General features: G+C 45.0%; 18 protein-coding genes. 5 read left to right on the top strand and 13 right to left on the bottom strand.

The annotated features are described in order from the left end of the window. Window positions 1-372: 372 nt before the first annotated feature. From ACPEPR_RS10615 to ftsY, 3 genes are all read right to left on the bottom strand, one after another. Complete coding sequence (locus ACPEPR_RS10615) at window positions 373-1,032, bottom strand: DUF2057 domain-containing protein (RefSeq protein ID WP_168395834.1); 660 nt, start codon at window positions 1,030-1,032, stop codon at window positions 373-375. Window positions 1,033-1,194: 162 nt separating this feature from the next. Further along, complete coding sequence (locus tag ACPEPR_RS10610) at window positions 1,195-1,788, bottom strand: nitroreductase family protein (protein ID WP_016658994.1); 594 nt, start codon at window positions 1,786-1,788, stop codon at window positions 1,195-1,197. A 275-nt stretch (window positions 1,789-2,063) separates the two neighbouring features. Beyond that, window positions 2,064-3,164, bottom strand: a complete 1,101-nt coding sequence (ftsY, locus tag ACPEPR_RS10605; RefSeq protein WP_016658995.1) for a signal recognition particle-docking protein FtsY — start codon at window positions 3,162-3,164, stop codon at window positions 2,064-2,066. A gap of 176 nt (window positions 3,165-3,340) precedes the next feature. Here ftsY and ACPEPR_RS10600 point away from each other — a divergent pair, with 176 nt between their 5' ends. Both ACPEPR_RS10600 and ACPEPR_RS10595 read left to right on the top strand, forming a co-directional pair. Beyond that, a complete protein-coding gene (locus tag ACPEPR_RS10600; RefSeq protein WP_423562411.1) occupies window positions 3,341-4,735 on the top strand; it encodes a M16 family metallopeptidase in 1,395 nt (464 codons plus the stop codon). An 11-nt stretch (window positions 4,736-4,746) separates the two neighbouring features. Next, window positions 4,747-6,330, top strand: a complete 1,584-nt coding sequence (locus ACPEPR_RS10595) for a M16 family metallopeptidase (RefSeq protein ID WP_180036799.1) — start codon at window positions 4,747-4,749, stop codon at window positions 6,328-6,330. Window positions 6,331-6,691: 361 nt separating this feature from the next. On the opposite strand, the gene ACPEPR_RS10590 is transcribed toward ACPEPR_RS10595, so the two are convergent. Beyond that, complete coding sequence (locus tag ACPEPR_RS10590) at window positions 6,692-7,051, bottom strand: hypothetical protein (protein ID WP_005178401.1); 360 nt, start codon at window positions 7,049-7,051, stop codon at window positions 6,692-6,694. 224 nt (window positions 7,052-7,275) lie between these two features. Here ACPEPR_RS10590 and ACPEPR_RS10585 point away from each other — a divergent pair, with 224 nt between their 5' ends. The 3 genes from ACPEPR_RS10585 to ACPEPR_RS10575 all read left to right on the top strand — a co-directional run bounded on the left by ACPEPR_RS10585 (window position 7,276) and on the right by ACPEPR_RS10575 (window position 8,597). After that, the gene (locus ACPEPR_RS10585; protein WP_005178404.1) at window positions 7,276-7,509 is read left to right on the top strand and encodes a hypothetical protein; all 234 of its coding nucleotides are present in this window, start codon (window positions 7,276-7,278) and stop codon (window positions 7,507-7,509) included. Window positions 7,510-7,645: 136 nt separating this feature from the next. Beyond that, complete coding sequence (locus ACPEPR_RS10580) at window positions 7,646-8,020, top strand: DUF2750 domain-containing protein (protein WP_005178408.1); 375 nt, start codon at window positions 7,646-7,648, stop codon at window positions 8,018-8,020. Window positions 8,021-8,165: 145 nt separating this feature from the next. Further along, entirely contained in the window at window positions 8,166-8,597 is a 432-nt protein-coding gene (locus ACPEPR_RS10575) for a CBS domain-containing protein (RefSeq protein ID WP_005178410.1), read from the top strand. A 94-nt stretch (window positions 8,598-8,691) separates the two neighbouring features. Here ACPEPR_RS10575 and trpB read toward each other — a convergent pair whose 3' ends face one another. The 9 genes from trpB to ACPEPR_RS10530 all read right to left on the bottom strand — a co-directional run bounded on the left by trpB (window position 8,692) and on the right by ACPEPR_RS10530 (window position 16,431). After that, entirely contained in the window at window positions 8,692-9,900 is a 1,209-nt protein-coding gene (trpB, locus tag ACPEPR_RS10570; RefSeq protein ID WP_075167962.1) for a tryptophan synthase subunit beta, read from the bottom strand. Window positions 9,901-9,926: 26 nt separating this feature from the next. Next, window positions 9,927-11,114 (bottom strand): vWA domain-containing protein, encoded by a 1,188-nt coding sequence (locus ACPEPR_RS10565; protein WP_104505803.1) that lies wholly within the window; start codon window positions 11,112-11,114, stop codon window positions 9,927-9,929. A gap of 15 nt (window positions 11,115-11,129) precedes the next feature. Continuing rightward, window positions 11,130-11,981 (bottom strand): AAA family ATPase, encoded by an 852-nt coding sequence (locus ACPEPR_RS10560; RefSeq protein WP_423562410.1) that lies wholly within the window; start codon window positions 11,979-11,981, stop codon window positions 11,130-11,132. Window positions 11,982-12,018: 37 nt separating this feature from the next. Continuing rightward, window positions 12,019-12,402, bottom strand: a complete 384-nt coding sequence (locus ACPEPR_RS10555) for a hypothetical protein (RefSeq protein ID WP_045795396.1) — start codon at window positions 12,400-12,402, stop codon at window positions 12,019-12,021. 21 nt (window positions 12,403-12,423) lie between these two features. Further along, window positions 12,424-12,732: a YcgL domain-containing protein gene (locus ACPEPR_RS10550; protein WP_005178417.1), complete on the bottom strand. Its 309-nt coding sequence runs from the start codon at window positions 12,730-12,732 to the stop codon at window positions 12,424-12,426. A gap of 129 nt (window positions 12,733-12,861) precedes the next feature. Next, entirely contained in the window at window positions 12,862-14,004 is a 1,143-nt protein-coding gene (locus ACPEPR_RS10545) for a ribonuclease D (protein WP_423562409.1), read from the bottom strand. Between the two features lie 220 nt (window positions 14,005-14,224). Next, complete coding sequence (gene recR, locus ACPEPR_RS10540; RefSeq protein WP_005178420.1) at window positions 14,225-14,821, bottom strand: recombination mediator RecR; 597 nt, start codon at window positions 14,819-14,821, stop codon at window positions 14,225-14,227. Window positions 14,822-14,833: 12 nt separating this feature from the next. Continuing rightward, window positions 14,834-15,163 (bottom strand): YbaB/EbfC family nucleoid-associated protein, encoded by a 330-nt coding sequence (locus ACPEPR_RS10535; RefSeq protein ID WP_005178423.1) that lies wholly within the window; start codon window positions 15,161-15,163, stop codon window positions 14,834-14,836. An 80-nt stretch (window positions 15,164-15,243) separates the two neighbouring features. Beyond that, window positions 15,244-16,431 carry an O-succinylhomoserine sulfhydrylase gene (locus ACPEPR_RS10530; protein WP_423562408.1) on the bottom strand — a complete coding sequence of 396 codons (1,188 nt, stop codon included), beginning with the start codon at window positions 16,429-16,431 and terminating at the stop codon, window positions 15,244-15,246. Window positions 16,432-16,476 lie beyond the last annotated feature (45 nt).

Raw genomic sequence — 16,476 nt, 5'->3', positions numbered from 1 at the left:
AATCAACCAGTAAAAATCCACACAAGTTGTTCTTCATAATCTCTTAATGATCTTTCTAACACCTCGTCAGTGCCAGAAGCTGGACTCAAAACACTCAACAACTCAGCACTTCGTGCTTCGTTCGTTTTCGTTTATCTCGTCGGTATGGGGTGCATTCTAGAGAAATTTAAAAGCTTTGCAAGCACATTTTATAAAGTTTTAAGAAAAAAGTACCTGTCTGGTTATTTTTAAACCAAATTGCTGCATATTTCATCTGTATTACTAAGTTTAGCTAAGTAATTATAAAAATAAAGTAGTCCACTTAGACTTTAAATCTATAAATAAAAAACCAGCCGAAGCTGGTTTTATAATCTTTTCATTTTATTGCGGTTTTTAATTGGCCTGTTCTGCCAGCCACGACATAAATTTTTGTCGTTCTGTTTTAGACGCTTGTTGCCACAGCTGAATCAGTTGCTGATCTGCACCGGCAACATTGCTAACAGTTGCAACGGGTTTGGTTGTCACGACTGCTTGCGGACTATACACCGCTGCTGGTTGTGTCACCGATACAGGTGCGGCCTGCGCAGCTTCTGTTGAAGAAGTACTAAATAAGTTTTGTAAAATGCCACGGTTTAAATCTTTGGCTCCAGCCTGCTGCACCAGCAGCTGATTTTTCGCATCAAATAAACCGAATACCGGCTGCTTGGCAAACTCCTTGGCATCATCATGCGTTTTTGGTGGATTCACCAGCCCTAAACGGTATGTGGCTTTATCTTGTAAAACCGGAGTTTTAATATGCACGATGCCCGAACGTACAATATCGTGTGAACCAATGCCCGGATGCTCTTCAAAAAACTGTACATAACGTACGCTCAGCACATTCTCGCCAGGCTGCACGCTATAGTTATGATTACTGCTAAACAGACGGCTTTTCACTTCCTGACCATTTAAACCTTCAACCTTAATTTCTTCCGGTGCCGTAATGGTCACTGCGGAAAAAGCTGTACTACTTAAACTTAAAGCCAGTGCTGCGAAGGATAAACGTAAAGCCATGCTGTTCACTCTAGTCGATTGTTCAATTTTAGTTGCACTATGCAGCGCTGAAATGACAGTTTTATGACAAAAATGGGGAAAGCCCAATTTCTCTCTTTTTAGTGTCGTTTTGCCATAAAAAAGAGCGCTGAATGCGCCCTTTCTTTGGTTTAGCTATGCAACTTAGTGAAAAGTTTTAAAACGATCTGCATCATTCATAAACTCTTTATCACCCGCTGGTGCTTCAATTGAACCGAACACCAGTTGCGCTCTTAATTTCCAGTTGGCTGGTACATCAAAGGTCGCCGCAACTTCTTCATCAATAATCGGGTTGTAATGCTGTAGCGATGCACCAATGTTGTTTTCTGCCAGCGCAATCCAGGTTGCAAACTGGGCAATCCCTGTTGAATGCTCTGACCATACCGGGAAGTTATCTGCGTATAGTGCAAATTGTTCTTGCAGTGCTTTCACGACATCTTGGTCTTCATAGAATAACGCAGTACCAAAACCTGCGGCAAAGCTGCTGATTTTGCTGTCAGTTGATGCAAAGTTTTCAGCCGGCACCATTTTACGCAAGGTTTCACGTACAATTTCCCAGAATTTGGCATGTGACTCACCAAACAGAATCACCACACGTGAAGTTTGCGAGTTAAACGAAGATGGGCTTAAACGAACGGCTTCTTTAATAATTTCTTCAATTTTCGCTTCGTCTAGCGCCACATTTTTACCAATTGAGTAAATGGTACGGCGTTTAAGTAAATGATCTTTAAATGACATATCTTTTTCCTTGGTATGGTCTTGTGTTTATAACAGATGGATTTATCTTAACGGCTGCCTGGGCTGGAAAATAGCCCCAGTTTTATAACAATGTGTTGCATTTATGGAACAATAACCGCGCTTATCGTAGATTTTATGAAAACAAGTTAAATTTTAAAGCACGTCAAAGCGGATGGAGCATCATTCCTGCTCTAGGTTTAGATCAATTATTAGGTTTTCTTCCAGTTTAAAGGATATATAAAAAAACTCCGCAAATCGCGGAGTTTTTGAGCTGCTTATTTGTCTGTTTCAAACAGCGCTGCCACAAAGGACTTGGCTGAAAATGGACGCAGGTCATCAATTTTTTCACCCACCCCAATAAAGCGGATAGGCACATGGGTACGGCTGGCAATATTAAACAGCACACCACCTTTGGCGGTACCATCCAGTTTGGTAATAGTTAGACCGGTCAAGCCGACCGCTTCATCAAACATTTCAACCTGGTTAATCGCATTCTGACCGGTACCGGCATCTACCACCAGCATCACTTCATGCGGTGCAGTGGCATCAATTTTTTGCATCACGCGTTTGACTTTGGTCAGTTCCTGCATCAAATGACCTTTGTTATGCAAACGTCCTGCAGTATCAGCAATCAAGACATCCATACCTTTGGCACGCGCACTTTCAAAGGCATCAAAAATAACCGAAGCACTGTCTGCACCATGACCTTGTGCGACCACAGCAACATCATTACGCTCGCCCCAGATTTGTAACTGTTCAGTCGCTGCTGCACGGAAGGTATCACCAGCGGCCAGCATGACTTTCTTGCCTTCACCTTGTAAACGTTTGGCCAGCTTACCAATGGTGGTGGTTTTACCCACACCATTCACGCCCACCACCAGAATGACATATGGATTTTTATTCGAATCAATATGTAACGGTTTAACACGCGGCGCCAGTAAAGCCACCAGCTCTTCCTGCAAGGCTTTATACAGCGAGTGTGAATAAATCAGATCACCACGCGCAGTACGTTCAGTCAGGTTGGCAATAATGGTTTTGGTGGCATCGACACCAATATCGGCCACCAGCAATTGCTCTTCAACTTCTTCTAAAAGTTCATCATCAATTTCTTTACCACCAATTAAGATGTTGACCATCCCATCGGCAAAGTTTTTACGGGTTTTGGTTAACCCTTCTTTCATACGGCTAAAGAAACCGCCTTTTGATTTCTCTTCAGCTGCTTCTGTGGCTACAGGCGCAGAAACAGGTGCTTGTTCTACTTTAGGTGTTTCAACGATAGGTACATTTACCGCAGGTAAACTTGGTAAAGTGACATCGTCATCCCCGATATCAGCATCAATCAAAAATTTATTTTGCCCATTAGATTGCTGTTGCATGCCGAATCCTTGAAAAGCAGTGCGTTAAAAAGTTGGATTCTAACATAAACTGCCCGCTTTGACTTGTCATTGCCAATCATGTGTCGCAGGCTGCAAAAAGTTACAGGATTCCCTTGCTTTCACTGCCCCGTTTCTGAAGAATGAAAGCAAATACAGATGCATTGCGGATCATCTTTGTGATACTGAACAATAAAATTTTGCCTGCTGTGGTTCATCATTTAAAACAACAACGTTTCGCCCTTACCCTACTTCTGATCGGTTTCTCATCGAATGCTTTGGCGGCCAATACTCAAAGCGAGCTGGCACGCAGTACCGTTGAAACCACGTTAAAAAACGGTTTAAAAGTGATTATTCGTGAAGATCATCGTTCGCCAATGGTGATGACTCAAATCTGGTACAAAGTTGGTAGCAGTGATGAGTCGGGAAATTTACTCGGTATTTCCCATGCACTGGAACACATGATGTTCAAAGGCACACATAAAGTGCCGAATGATGAGTTTACCCGACTCAGCCGGATTTACGGCGGTCGGGTCAATGCCTCGACCTTTACCAATTACACCAATTATTATCAGCTGTATCCAAAAACCTATTTTCCGATGGCGCTGGAGCTTGAAGCCGACCGGATGCGTAATTTATTGCTGCGCCAGCAGGATTTTGCCACCGAAATCAAAGTGGTGATGGAAGAACGGCGCCAGCGTACCGATGACAATCCCCGTGCTTTGGCTTTTGAACGGTTTAAATGGATTGCCTACCCGACCAGTCATTATCGCCAGCCAATTATTGGGCATATGAAAGATCTGCAAAATATCCAGCTGGAGGATTTACGTCAGTGGTACAAGCAGTGGTATAGCCCGAATAATGCCATTTTAATTATTGTCGGCGATGTTAATGCTGAAGCGGCCTTGCTGCAGGCGCAAAAATACTTTGCCGATATTCCAGCGCGCAGCCTGCCGGCCCGCAATGATGTCCGCGAATTTGAACGTCTGGGCTATCGGCACATGGAACTGAATTTTCCGGTTCAGGTGCCGAATTTGTATATGGCCTGGAATGTCCGTTCACTAACGACTGCGACCAATCCGCAAGATGCCTATGCACTGACCATCATTCAGCATTTATTAGACAGCGGTATTTCTTCGCGCCTGCAACAGCGTCTGATTCGCGAGCAAAAACTCTTAAGTGCCTTAAGCGTCAGCTATGATCCGTATAATCGTGGCGACAGCCTGTTTACCATTTCAGCTTTACCGGTGGATGGCGTGGATCTGGCCGAAGCTGAACAGGCGATTCAGGCTGAAATTGAACGCCTAAAAACCGAGCTGGTGCATGAACAGGAAGTGAAACGCGTGACAGCCAAGTTTGTGTCGAATTTGCTTTATAGTCAGGATGATCTGGCTGGACAGGCCAAGATGATGGGCAATCTGGAAGTCAACGGATTGAGTTATCGCCTGATGGATGAATTACCTCAGCATTTTGAAACCGTACGCCCGCAAGACATTCAACGCGTCGCCAATGTCTATTTTGTGCGTGACAATTTGACCACCTTATATTTGCGTCCACACAGCAAGTCACCCTAAAGGATACCGACATGCCCTATTTCCGTTCCTGCGTTCTGGTGGCCAGCTTATTTGCGATCAGTTCTGCGCAGGCCAATGTCAATACCACCACCGAAGTGGATGAAAATCCAAATACCTTACAATCTCTGCCGCTGCTGCAAAGTCTCAGAAATATTAATCAGCAGAAATTGGATTATCGCGCGCCTTATGTGCATGACCTGAATAACCGTTATCAGGTCAGAACCCTATTTGTGGAAACACAGGATTTGCCAATTCTGGATATTCAGCTGACCTTTAATGCCGGTGCCGCGCGTGATCGGGAAATTGAAAGCGGCTTATACGGCGTGGCCAATATGGCCGCCCAGCTCTTAGATGAAGGCACGCCCAAATATAATGCACAACAAGTGGCTGCCGTGTTTGAACAGGTCGGCGCGCAGTTTAGCGCGCGAGCCTATCGGGATATGTTTATTGTCAAATTACGGGTGCTGTCTGACCCGGAAAAACTGGAACCGGCTTTAGCCATGATGATGGAACTGCTCAAACATGCCACCTTTGAAAAACAGAGCATTGGCATGGTGGTCAGCAATAACCAGCTGGGACAAAAACAGCTGAAAGAAAATCCCAGCCGGATGATGGAGATTCAGCTGTATCGCAGCTTATATGGGCAACATCCTTATGCCCAGCCAATTAACGGCACCAATGGCAGTATTCAGCGGATTCAGCCCAAACATCTGCAACAGTTCCGTGAGCAGTTTCTGGTGGCGCAGAATATGAATATTGCCATTACCGGAAAAATGCAGGCCAAAGCAGCTTTAAATCTGGCAGAACGTATTGCCGGCAACTTAGCGCAAGGTCAGGCGGCTGCACCACTCCCCACACCCATCACAGCAAATGGCTTTCAGATTGTACACATGCCCTATCAGTCCAGTCAGGCGCATATTGTGCTCGGTCATATTGGCACCACACGTCATGATCCAGACCGGCTGGCTCTAGAAGTGGCCAATCGTATGCTCGGCGGTAGCGGCTTTCATTCTGTTTTGATGAAAGAACTGCGGGTAAAACGCGGCTATACCTATGGCGCATCCAGCAGCATGAGTTTTAGTCAGGCACCGGGTGTATTTCGCATCAGCTACTCAACCCGGCAAGATCAGCTAATGGACAGTATTCGTGTCGCGCATAAGGCACTGGTCGATTTTGTCCGTGAACCGATTGATCCGAAACAGCTGGAAGAAACCAAAAACGGCTTGTTAAGAGCCTATCCCAACCATTACAGCAGCAATGCCAGTATTAATGCCCAGCTCGGCAGTTTGGGATTTTATGGACAATCGGCACAGAGCCTGAGTGAATATTCAGTGCAGCTCAGTAAAATTAGCGCCGAAGATGTGCAAGCTGCGGTACGCCGGCATCTGCATCCGGAACATCTGACCGTGATTGTAGTCAGTGAAAGTTTAGACAAAGCGGCTTTAGAACAAGTTTTACAACACAATTTACAGACCACCGGCAGTCAATCGCTTCCTCAGGTTGAAGATATTCCGGCGATTAATATGCCTCCACATCCAGAGGAGGAAGTTGTTTTGCCTGACCCAGTTCCATCTGATGGGCCTGCATCAATTTAAGATATTGCCCATAACGCACCTGTGGCTGCTGCATTAAGCGCACAGCCATCTCCTGAGTTTCAGGATACATCGACTGCTGTGACAGATACTCAATATTCTGAAATTGTACGGACCCGACCGGGCGATAAAGTGCAATGGAAGATAACAGGAGAATAATGACAATAATGCTGACCACTACCCCATTATAAATTTGCTCTAACGTGAGTCGTGATTTTAATTGAATGAATAATTGAGAAATTTTTTGTATTGCGTCATGCATAGCCTACCTCGAATAGCCGTAGTGTAGGATGCTAGCGGTATTTGCACAAGATAGATGGCTCAATTTTACCCGAACTGGTGAGTAAAAGTGAGCCACTGCTGCTTAAGTCATCAGCGCGCGGAATACGGTATACAGGATAATACCCGCGACAATGGCCAGCACAATGAAGATGGCAAAGATACTGACCCCTTTTTCGGCATCAGCCGGATGCAGTTCATCATCATCGGCAATGCTGATTAGCTCACCATTATAAATACGGTAGAATTCTTCACGCTGCTGTGGATCGAGTGTACTGGTAAAGTCATGCACACGTTTACGCTGCGCCAGACAATACTCACCTAAATGAATTTCCTGATGGAACACTGCCTCATCGAGTTTTTTACGGTGATGATGGGCCAGCTCGATAATCTGCTCCGCACGTAAAGGCAGATCAAAGTTAAAACCGTCTATTGTATTTGTCATGTGGCTCTCCTTTTTATGTTACCTTTCTTATATGCATATCATAATAAAATTATAGAGTGTTCAATGTTTAATCATGTAAACTTGAAATATCACGGATCTGCCCCATCTCTTAGTTGACATTTCCACAAATGTGTAATATTAGTTTAACACAACCTCGATAAACTATTATTTAGACTGGCTATACAGTCTTTATTGCGATCATAATTAAAATAAAGGAGTTTTATATGATTCAGAGTATCTCTCACCATGATCTTGAAATTGCATATGCAAATGCGGTTAACACCATTCAATCACAGATGAACTTCCAAGATGCTGTGGCTGAACTTGAACAGGTTGCCCGCGCGGGTCATGGCAAAGCCGCTATGTTCTTAGCTGAACTGTACTATCAAGGCTTCCGCGTAGAACGCGATTCACTCAAAGCACAGTACTGGCAGAATATGGCCACCATGCAAGCATAAACAGACGTCACCTAGGTGGCGTTTTTTAATGCCTGAAATTTGTTTTTTATATTTGTTTACGATTTAACGCAAAGCTTAAACGCTTTATTCATCTGAATTTCCTACAATACAGGCACCACATTAGTGTTTATATGACATGAACCAGATTAAGTCTTTAAAACCCGCTGCCCAAGATATTCACATGAAAATCAGTATTCTAAAATCAATGATGTATTGCGGGGTACTTTGGGGGCTATATCATCAGGGTTGGGCCATGACCTCCGATCAGGATGATTTTATTTTTCCCTTTTGGTTAAACGGTGTCCAAGCCTATAAATATGCCAAGAAACACTGGCCAAACTACACTCCGCGCCAGATTAGCCCGCAGGATTTTCAGAATTCCCTGCTACCGACCTTAACCCGTTTAAAAGTTACACCGGCGCTGTGTCATTGTTCCAGCCAGCAATTCAAGCTGACCACACAGCAAATGAAACACTTTTTCTTTAATGACGCCCAGTTAAAGACCGCTTAACGTAGAGATTCATGCACCATTAAACCTCAATGAAAACAATATGACTGCTGATTATGGCCTCTAATGATAAAACTATTGGCATTTTTCAAAATTGAGGTTAAGTTAGAACCCATACCAAGAACAAAAATGGCAAGGACCAGACAGAATGACCAATGTAACACACGTATTAAAAGATAAGCATAGCCAGGAAATATACACCGTTAGTCCAGAAGCAACTGTACTCGAAGCAATTTCAATTATGGCCGATAAAGGCATCGGGGCGCTTGTAGTGACCCATGAAGGTCAAGTGGTCGGGATTTTATCCGAGCGTGACTACACCCGTAAAATTGCCCTGATGGAACGCTCCTCTTATGACACCACTGTCAACGAGATTATGACCGCAAAGGTACTGACCGTGACTCAAAGCACCAGCGTAGAAGACTGTTTAAGCCTGATGACCGATCGTCATTTACGTCATTTACCGGTAGTAGAAGATGGCAAACTGGTCGGACTGGTGTCGATTGGCGACCTGGTAAAAGCAGTGATGGATGATCAACGTAAACTGATTGACCAGCTACAACAATATATTGCCAGCTAAACAGACAATATAAAAAACAAAAAACTCTCCTTCAGGAGAGTTTTTTTATGGCCAGTCTTTTAAAAACTGTTCTTTTAAAAGAGACTAAACAGGATTAATTCAAGCCCAGCTTGTGTGCCACATAGTCTGCATCTTTATCGCCGCGACCGGACAGGTTCACCACAATATTGGTGTCTTTGGACATTTTTGGCGCTTCACGTATCGCCCATGCGACCGCATGCGAGCTTTCCAGTGCCGGCACAATCCCTTCAACCCGAGACAGCTGAATAAAGGCGTCCAGACATTCCTGATCAGTAGCAGTGGTATATTCGACACGACCAGCATCTTTCAGGAAGCTGTGCTGTGGTCCTACACCCGGATAATCCAGCCCAGATGCAATCGAGTGTACCGGGAGTGGCTCACCCTGCTCATCTTCCAGCACATAACAGGCCATACCGTGTAACTGACCCGGTTTACCTAAGGTGAGGGTTGCAGAGTGCATATCGGTATTCAGGCCATGACCGGCTGGCTCAACACCAACCAGTTTTACTTCCGGATCATTCAGAAACGCGGTAAAAGCGCCCACAGCATTAGAACCACCACCGACACAAGCCACAATATAATCCGGCTGTGCACCAAAACGTTCCTGCGCCTGAACTTTAATTTCATCACCAATAATGGCCTGGAAATCACGTACCATCATCGGGAATGGATGCGGTCCCACCACCGAACCAATCGCATAAATATAGTTTTTCGGATCTTTTAAGTATTCTTCGAAGGCGCTGTCTACCGCATCTTTTAAGGTTGCAGTGCCGCGGGTCACGGAAATCAGCTTGGCGCCCAGAATTTTCATTTTTACGACATTGGGATGTTCTTTCTCAATATCGACCTGACCCATGTGAATTTCGCATGGAATACCGACCAGGGCACAGGCGGTTGCCAATGCCACGCCATGCTGACCAGCGCCAGTTTCGGCAATGACTTTGGTTTTGCCCATATATTTGGCCAGCAAGGCTTCACCTAAACAATGGTTAATTTTATGCGCGCCGGTGTGATTTAAATCTTCACGTTTTAAATAGATTTGTGCCCCGCCCAACTGCTCAGATAAACGCTTGGCATGAAATAGCGGACTTGGACGACCCACATAATGTGCGAATAGCTCAGCCAGTTCCTGCTGAAATTCCGGAGTCTGACGAATTTCTTCGTAGGCCACTTTAATATCATCCATCGCCGCTTTCAGATGCGGTGGAATAAACTGCCCGCCATATTCACCAAAAAAGCCATCTTCATTGGGTAAGGCAACGCCATTCATCTGAGAGTTCATGCAGTATTCCTTCTATTTTATGAAGCTTAACGCGCCAAATAACGGGTTAAATCTTCAATCCCCTTTAACGTCATGGGATACATATGATTTTCAAAAATTTGCTGAATTAAACCGATGGTCTGGGTGTAGTGCCAATATTGCTCTTGTTCCGGGTTCAGCCAGGCGGTTTTATCAAAATGCTGGCGTAAACGGCGCAACCACACCTGCCCGGCCTCATCATTCATATATTCCACTGAACCCCCAACGGCATTCAGCTCATAAGGTGCCATACTGGCATCCCCGACCACAATCACACGATAGTCGCGTCCGTAGGTGTTGAATAAATCCCAGGTATTCATACGGGTGTGTGAACGGCGTACATTGTCTTTCCAGACATAATCGTACAGGCAGTTATGAAAATAAAAATATTCCAACGTTTTAAATTCGGTTTTGGCCGCACTAAACAGCTTTTCACACTGGGCGATGTGCGCATCCATGGAGCCGCCGACATCAAACAGCATTAACACTTTAACCCGGTTACGCCGTTCGGGTACCAGTTGCACATCCAGAATACCCTGTTTGGCGGTTTCACGAATGGTGCCATCGACATCTAATTCTTCAGCCGCGCCCTGACGGGCAAACTTGCGCAGACGGCGCAGCGCCATTTGCATTTGCCGTGAACCGAGCAGCTGGTCATCATCCAGATTACGGTATTGACGCTGTTCCCAGACTTTAACCGCTGAACGTTTACGGCCCGGCCCGCCTATACGCACCCCTTCAGGATGATCACCATAGGCACCAAACGGCGAGGTTCCACCGGTCCCAATCATGCGGTTACCGCCCTGATGCTTTTTATGCTGTTCGCGTAAACGCTCTTCCAGCATTTTCATCAGCTCTTCCAATGAACCGGCTTTTTTCAGTTCTTCGCGCTGCTCCGGGGTTAAATGCTTTTCCAGCAGCTCCAGATCAAACCAGTCTTTCGGCAGCTTATGGACCTGATTCAGCAATTCATCCAGATCAAAGGTCGAGATACCATCAAAGTAATCTTTCATGGCCCGGTCGAACTTGTCAAAAAAGCGCTCATCCTTGACCATAATGGTTTTGGCCAGATGATAAAACTCATCCTGATTGGCAAAGACCAGACCTTCTGCCACTGCACGGTTCAGGTCAATCAGTTCGCGGGTGGTGACCGGGATGCCGTATTTTCTTAAGGTATAAAACAATCGCACAAACATGTGGCGATTACTCCCTTAACGACGGGCCATAAAGGCTAAGCGTTCCAGTAACTGAACATCCTGCTCGTTTTTAATCAGCGCACCGTACAACGGTGGAATGGCTTTGGTTTTGTCAGCATTACGCAGAATATCGTCCGGCATGTCATCCGCCATTAACAGGCTTAGCCAGTCAATCAGCTCAGAGGTTGAAGGCGGTTTTTTCAGACCTGGAATCTGGCGTAATTTAAAGAACACCTGTAGAGCTTCTGACACCAAAGTCGTGGAGATTTTCGGGAAATGTACATTGATGATGTCACGCATGGTGGCTTCATCAGGGAAATCAATATAATGGAAGAAACAGCGACGCAAGAAGGCATCGGGCAGTTCTTTTTCATTATTGGAAGTGATGATCACAATCGGACGCTGCGTTGCGCTAATGGTTTCGCCAGTTTCATACACGAAAAAGGACATTTTATCCAGCTCATGCAGCAAGTCGTTTGGAAACTCGATATCGGCCTTGTCAATTTCATCAATCAGCAGTACACAACGCTCTTCACTGCTAAACGCTTCCCACAGTTTGCCCGGCTTGATGTAGTTTTTAATATCATAAACCCGGTCATCCCCCAGCTGACTATCACGTAAACGCGACACAGCATCATACTCATACAGGCCTTGCTGGGCTTTGGTGGTCGATTTGATATGCCAGGTAATCAGTTTCAGTCCTAGGCTTTGTGCGACCTGCTCGGCCAGTAAGGTTTTACCGGTACCCGGTTCACCTTTAATTAACAGCGGTTTCTGTAAACGGCGAGCCGCCTGCACCGCCAGCTTTAAGCTGTCAGTGGCGATGTATTGATCAGTACCAGTGAAGTGTTGTGTATCTACAGACATGAGATAACCTTATTTCAATTTAAACTTATTTTTGTAATTAAAGCGCTGTGCTGTTGTTCTTGGCAGCAAGACCTGCTTTACGCTGGCTATATTTAGACCAGAAATAACCAACCACCAGTCCTAAACCAATCACCACCAGAATGGCAGATAAATTGGACCAGACCAACGGCATTTCCTTGGTTAATACACCAAACAGCAAACCAAAGGTGGCCGGTGCAATACCTGCATTATGCCCTTCGGAAATGGTAGGGGTCAGCAAGATAGCAAAGACCACAATCCAGCTTACGCCACCGAGTGGATGAGGCAGACGTTTGGCAATTTCATACCAGCACCATAAAATAATCAGGCTACCCAATAGATAGACCGTAACGGCAATGGTATTTTCAGGAATTGATTCTAAAAAAGTCATTAAATTTTCCATCACTCAACTCCTGAATTTAACTTAGGCACCGCGTAAGCCTTCTGGCTCAACCGCATTCGGATTAATTAAACCTTCTGGCGGCATTTGAATAAAGAAGCCTTTGGTTTGAATCGAATCCATGACATGCAGAATATTGGCCCGCGCGAGTTTACGGTTTTCATGCAATTCTAAATCCATGACAAACGTTGCACGACCAAATGCAGTACGCAGTACTTCCGGTACCACTTCAAGCGGATCTGCCGCTTCTGCTTGATCATCTTGGCTTTCAATACGAGCGACATAAAGATACATTTCATCTTTTTTGCTCGATTTATAAATTGAACAGAACATATTCAGCACAATACTCGTTTAACTCAGGCCAAAGCATACATCAAAAAAAAGACGGATACATTAGTGATTATTAACGCATCAGTCGTGATTGTGTACAAATCATAATTCTGGCAGCAGTTTGCTGTTTTTTTAATCCATCACTATCATATGATTGGATAAATACTGCTGATCTTGATGCAGCACTTCAATCAGCGGCTTGGTCAGCAGATCATAACGCCAGCCCAATAAATAGCTTGGTAAATCCTGCTCATCATTTTTAAATACCACATGTTGATACAGGGCATTCAGCCATTTTTTCCGCATCAGCACTTCTTTAGGGATGCCGGTTTCATTGACGCCGCGTTGAATCACCTGCTCAATGTGCTGTCCCACCTCTTTGGAAGAATGGCGAATTGGACGCGCCATGCGCAGCGGCCAGTGCTCTGGATCGGGCAGGAATTTCAACAGGTCTAAAATGGTTTTGCCATGTTCACGTAAAATATTCGGACGGATCTCCTTCACGTGTGACAGCTGAAAATTATTTTTCGGATTTTTTTCAACCAGATCCAGTAAGGTGGTATTTTTCAGAATAAAGCTGCGTGGCTGGTTTAAAGCCTTAACCATCTGTTCACGCCAGACCACCAATTGCTGTAACTGCATAAGCTGACGGCGTGAATGGCGGTAATTGCCGATATCCTGATACAGACGCTCTAGCGGTGTATCTTCCCCAATTTCCTGGGTTAAATGACGGCAGTCTTCTACCACCAGATTCAGTAACGATTTTTGCTGCAAGTCCTGCTGTACTTTTTCTGCCAGTTGCATTAAATACAGCACATCATTGGCTGCATATTGCAACTGTTCCGGTGATAATGGTCGCGCCAGCCAGTCCGAACGGGTCTGGTCTTTGTCAATATCGACCTCTAGCACCTGCTTTAGAGCATTCTGATAGCTGACCTGCAGACCATAGCCCAAAAAGGACATGCCAACCTGGGTATCAAATACATTTTTCAGTGATTTTTGCTGGGCATAATGATAGATCAGGTCGATATCTTCGCCACAAGCATGGAAAATATTCTGCTGCGCCTGGAAGATTTTTTCCCAGAACGCCGAAAGATTCAGCGTTGTTCCATCCAGCAAATAAACTTTTCCTGCGACATTAATCTGGAACACCCCCAATTTGGGCCATAAGGTATCAACCTTGATGAATTCGGTATCCAGTCCATAGGTAGAGTTTTGACTCATTAATGTTAAAACATTTTCAAAGTCTTGTTGCTGTTGAATAAATTGGAACATAGCAGAGAGAGTCGTTAAAGTTTCTCAAGGGGTATTTTAACCAATAAATATAATTTAGCTATAAAAAAATAAAACTTACGGTATATTTTGCTGATTTTTTTTAAAGTTTAAGCTCAAGATAAACAAAAGTTTATATTTTTTATATCTTAGTTAAAGTTTCAATATTTGATTAAGACCCAATTTAAAAAGTTGAAATCTGATGAAATAAGCACCGGAGTACTTATTTCATGCGCATACGGTTATGGACAGCCTGACTTAAAGTGTGACTGTCGATATATTCCAGTTCACCACCTTGCGGCACGCCCTGGGCAATCCGGGTCATCTGCACCGGTAAATGCTTGGTCGCTTCGACCAGATAATGCGCCGTCGCCTGACCTTCTACCGTGGCATTGGTCGCCAGAATCACTTCTTTGACCTGACCCGAGCTTAAACGGTGAATTAAAGCTGGAATCCCGATTTCTTCCGGGCCAATCCCGTCAAGCGGCGATAAATGCCCGCCCAAGACATGATATTTACCGCGGAAGCTGCCACTTTGTTCAATTGCCATGACATCGGCTGGTGATTCCACCACGCAGAGTAATTCTTCATCACGTTCCGAAGATGCGCAGATATTGCACACTTCATCTTCGGTTAAAGAATGGCAGATGGAACATTCGTGAATATGCGTGGTCGCCTCATTTAAGGCATAAGCCAGACCCAGCGCGCCTTCACGGTTTTTCATGATCAGGTGCAAGGCCATGCGCTGGGCCGATTTTGGCCCAACACTTGGCAAAATACGCAAGGCTTGTACCAGTTGATCAAAACGATCGCTGAACACAGATGCGCTACCTTAGAACATGCCTGCCAAACCTGGTGGTAAGCCCATACCAGAATTCGCTGCTTTCATACGTTCTTCAGAAATGGTTTCTGCCTGACGCGCTGCATCATTCATGGCCGCAGCAATCAGGTCTTCAATCATGTCTGGATCGTCTTGTAACAGTTCAGGATTGATTTCAATACGCTTCACCACGTTACGGCAGGTCATGGTTACTTTGACCAGACCACCGCCCGCTTCGGCATGCACTTCAGTTTGTGCCAGTTCTTCTTTGGCTTTCTTGATATTGTTTTCTACTTCTTTCTGCATGCGCTGCGCTTGCTGCATTAACATATTAATGTTCATAAAAATCTCCGAACAAAACTGACATCTTTGGCTAAGCACTCTACACGAAAATTCAGCAAAAAGATGTCAGAATTTATAAATTAAATCAGGTCTAAACCACGGCTAAGGTCGCGAATAATATCATCAATATCTTCCAGACCCACAGAAACACGAATTAAACCTTCTGAAATACCGGCTTGCTGTTTGGCTTCGGCAGACATACGGCCATGTGAGGTGGTGGCAGGATGGGTAATTGTAGATTTTACATCGCCAAGGTTACTGGTAATGGATAAGAAACGCGTGTTATCAATGACGGTCCATGCACCTTCACGCTCACCTTTCACCACGAACGATACAACACCGCCAAAACCGCTTTGTTGCTTTTTCGCTAATTCATGCCCCGGATGCTGCGGCAAACCGGCGTAATATACGGTTTCCACTTTTGGATGGGCATCCAGCCATTCTGCCAGCTTCTGCGCACTGGCGCAGTGGGCTTTCATCCGCAGGTTCAGGGTTTCCAGACCTTTAAGGAAGATCCAGGCATTAAACGGACTCATCGAGTTACCCAGGGTACGAATCACGCCATTAATTTCTTCCAGCAGCTGGTGATTACCCACCACAGCACCACCCAGGGCACGGCCCTGACCATCAATATATTTGGTTGATGAATAAATGATTAAATCCGCACCAAATTTAATCGGCTGCTGCAAAACCGGGGTACAGAAAGTATTGTCGACGGCAAACAAGGCATTGGCTGCATGGGCAATATCGGCAATCGCTTGCAAATCACCCACTTGTGCCAACGGGTTAGATGGGGTTTCAATAAACAGTAAACGTGTATTCGGGCGAATCGCCTGCTGCCAGGCCGCTAAATCTTCCAGATCAACAAAGGTTACATCTACGCCAAATTTCATGACGTATTTTTCAAATAATGAAATGATCGAACCGAATACCGCGCGTGAACACACCACATGATCGCCGGCTTTTAAATAGGCCAGGGTAATTGCATGTACTGCAGCCATACCTGAACTGGTGGCCACGGCACGTTCTGCGCCATCGAGCACTGCTAAGCGTTTTTCAAAAGTATGGACAGTCGGATTGGTATAACGGGAATAAGTATTCCCTTCAATTTGCCCAGAAAATTTGGCGGCTGCATCAGCTGCACTTTCGCAAACAAAAGACGATGTTAAAAAGATGGGTTCACTATGCTCACCCTCGAAGGTACGGTCATGACCAGTACGAATTGCCAAAGTATCTAACTGATATTCGATCTCGTCTTGTTCGCTCATCTCGATTTTCGCCCTTAGACTACCGTTATAAGAATTGCCAACATT

The sequence above is a fragment of the Acinetobacter sp. AND/436 genome, assembly GCF_049546925.1.
Taxonomy (GTDB): domain Bacteria; phylum Pseudomonadota; class Gammaproteobacteria; order Pseudomonadales; family Moraxellaceae; genus Acinetobacter; species Acinetobacter indicus.
This window is presented reverse-complemented; position numbering and strand designations above follow the sequence as displayed.

What these genes read in the sequence shown, in the direction of transcription:
- ACPEPR_RS10615 (WP_168395834.1), bottom strand. Translation starts at nt 1,032, where the DNA reads ATGGCTTTACGTTTATCCTTCGCAGCACTGGCTTTAAGTTTAAGTAGT.
- ACPEPR_RS10610 (WP_016658994.1), bottom strand. Translation starts at nt 1,788, where the DNA reads ATGTCATTTAAAGATCATTTACTTAAACGCCGTACCATTTACTCAATT.
- ftsY (WP_016658995.1), bottom strand. Translation starts at nt 3,164, where the DNA reads ATGCAACAGCAATCTAATGGGCAAAATAAATTTTTGATTGATGCTGAT.
- ACPEPR_RS10595 (WP_180036799.1), top strand. Translation starts at nt 4,747, where the DNA reads ATGCCCTATTTCCGTTCCTGCGTTCTGGTGGCCAGCTTATTTGCGATC.
- ACPEPR_RS10590 (WP_005178401.1), bottom strand. Translation starts at nt 7,051, where the DNA reads ATGACAAATACAATAGACGGTTTTAACTTTGATCTGCCTTTACGTGCG.
- ACPEPR_RS10585 (WP_005178404.1), top strand. Translation starts at nt 7,276, where the DNA reads ATGATTCAGAGTATCTCTCACCATGATCTTGAAATTGCATATGCAAAT.
- ACPEPR_RS10580 (WP_005178408.1), top strand. Translation starts at nt 7,646, where the DNA reads ATGAACCAGATTAAGTCTTTAAAACCCGCTGCCCAAGATATTCACATG.
- ACPEPR_RS10575 (WP_005178410.1), top strand. Translation starts at nt 8,166, where the DNA reads ATGACCAATGTAACACACGTATTAAAAGATAAGCATAGCCAGGAAATA.
- trpB (WP_075167962.1), bottom strand. Translation starts at nt 9,900, where the DNA reads ATGAACTCTCAGATGAATGGCGTTGCCTTACCCAATGAAGATGGCTTT.
- ACPEPR_RS10565 (WP_104505803.1), bottom strand. Translation starts at nt 11,114, where the DNA reads ATGTTTGTGCGATTGTTTTATACCTTAAGAAAATACGGCATCCCGGTC.
- ACPEPR_RS10560 (WP_423562410.1), bottom strand. Translation starts at nt 11,981, where the DNA reads ATGTCTGTAGATACACAACACTTCACTGGTACTGATCAATACATCGCC.
- ACPEPR_RS10555 (WP_045795396.1), bottom strand. Translation starts at nt 12,402, where the DNA reads ATGGAAAATTTAATGACTTTTTTAGAATCAATTCCTGAAAATACCATT.
- ACPEPR_RS10550 (WP_005178417.1), bottom strand. Translation starts at nt 12,732, where the DNA reads ATGTTCTGTTCAATTTATAAATCGAGCAAAAAAGATGAAATGTATCTT.
- ACPEPR_RS10545 (WP_423562409.1), bottom strand. Translation starts at nt 14,004, where the DNA reads ATGTTCCAATTTATTCAACAGCAACAAGACTTTGAAAATGTTTTAACA.
- ACPEPR_RS10535 (WP_005178423.1), bottom strand. Translation starts at nt 15,163, where the DNA reads ATGAACATTAATATGTTAATGCAGCAAGCGCAGCGCATGCAGAAAGAA.
- ACPEPR_RS10530 (WP_423562408.1), bottom strand. Translation starts at nt 16,431, where the DNA reads ATGAGCGAACAAGACGAGATCGAATATCAGTTAGATACTTTGGCAATT.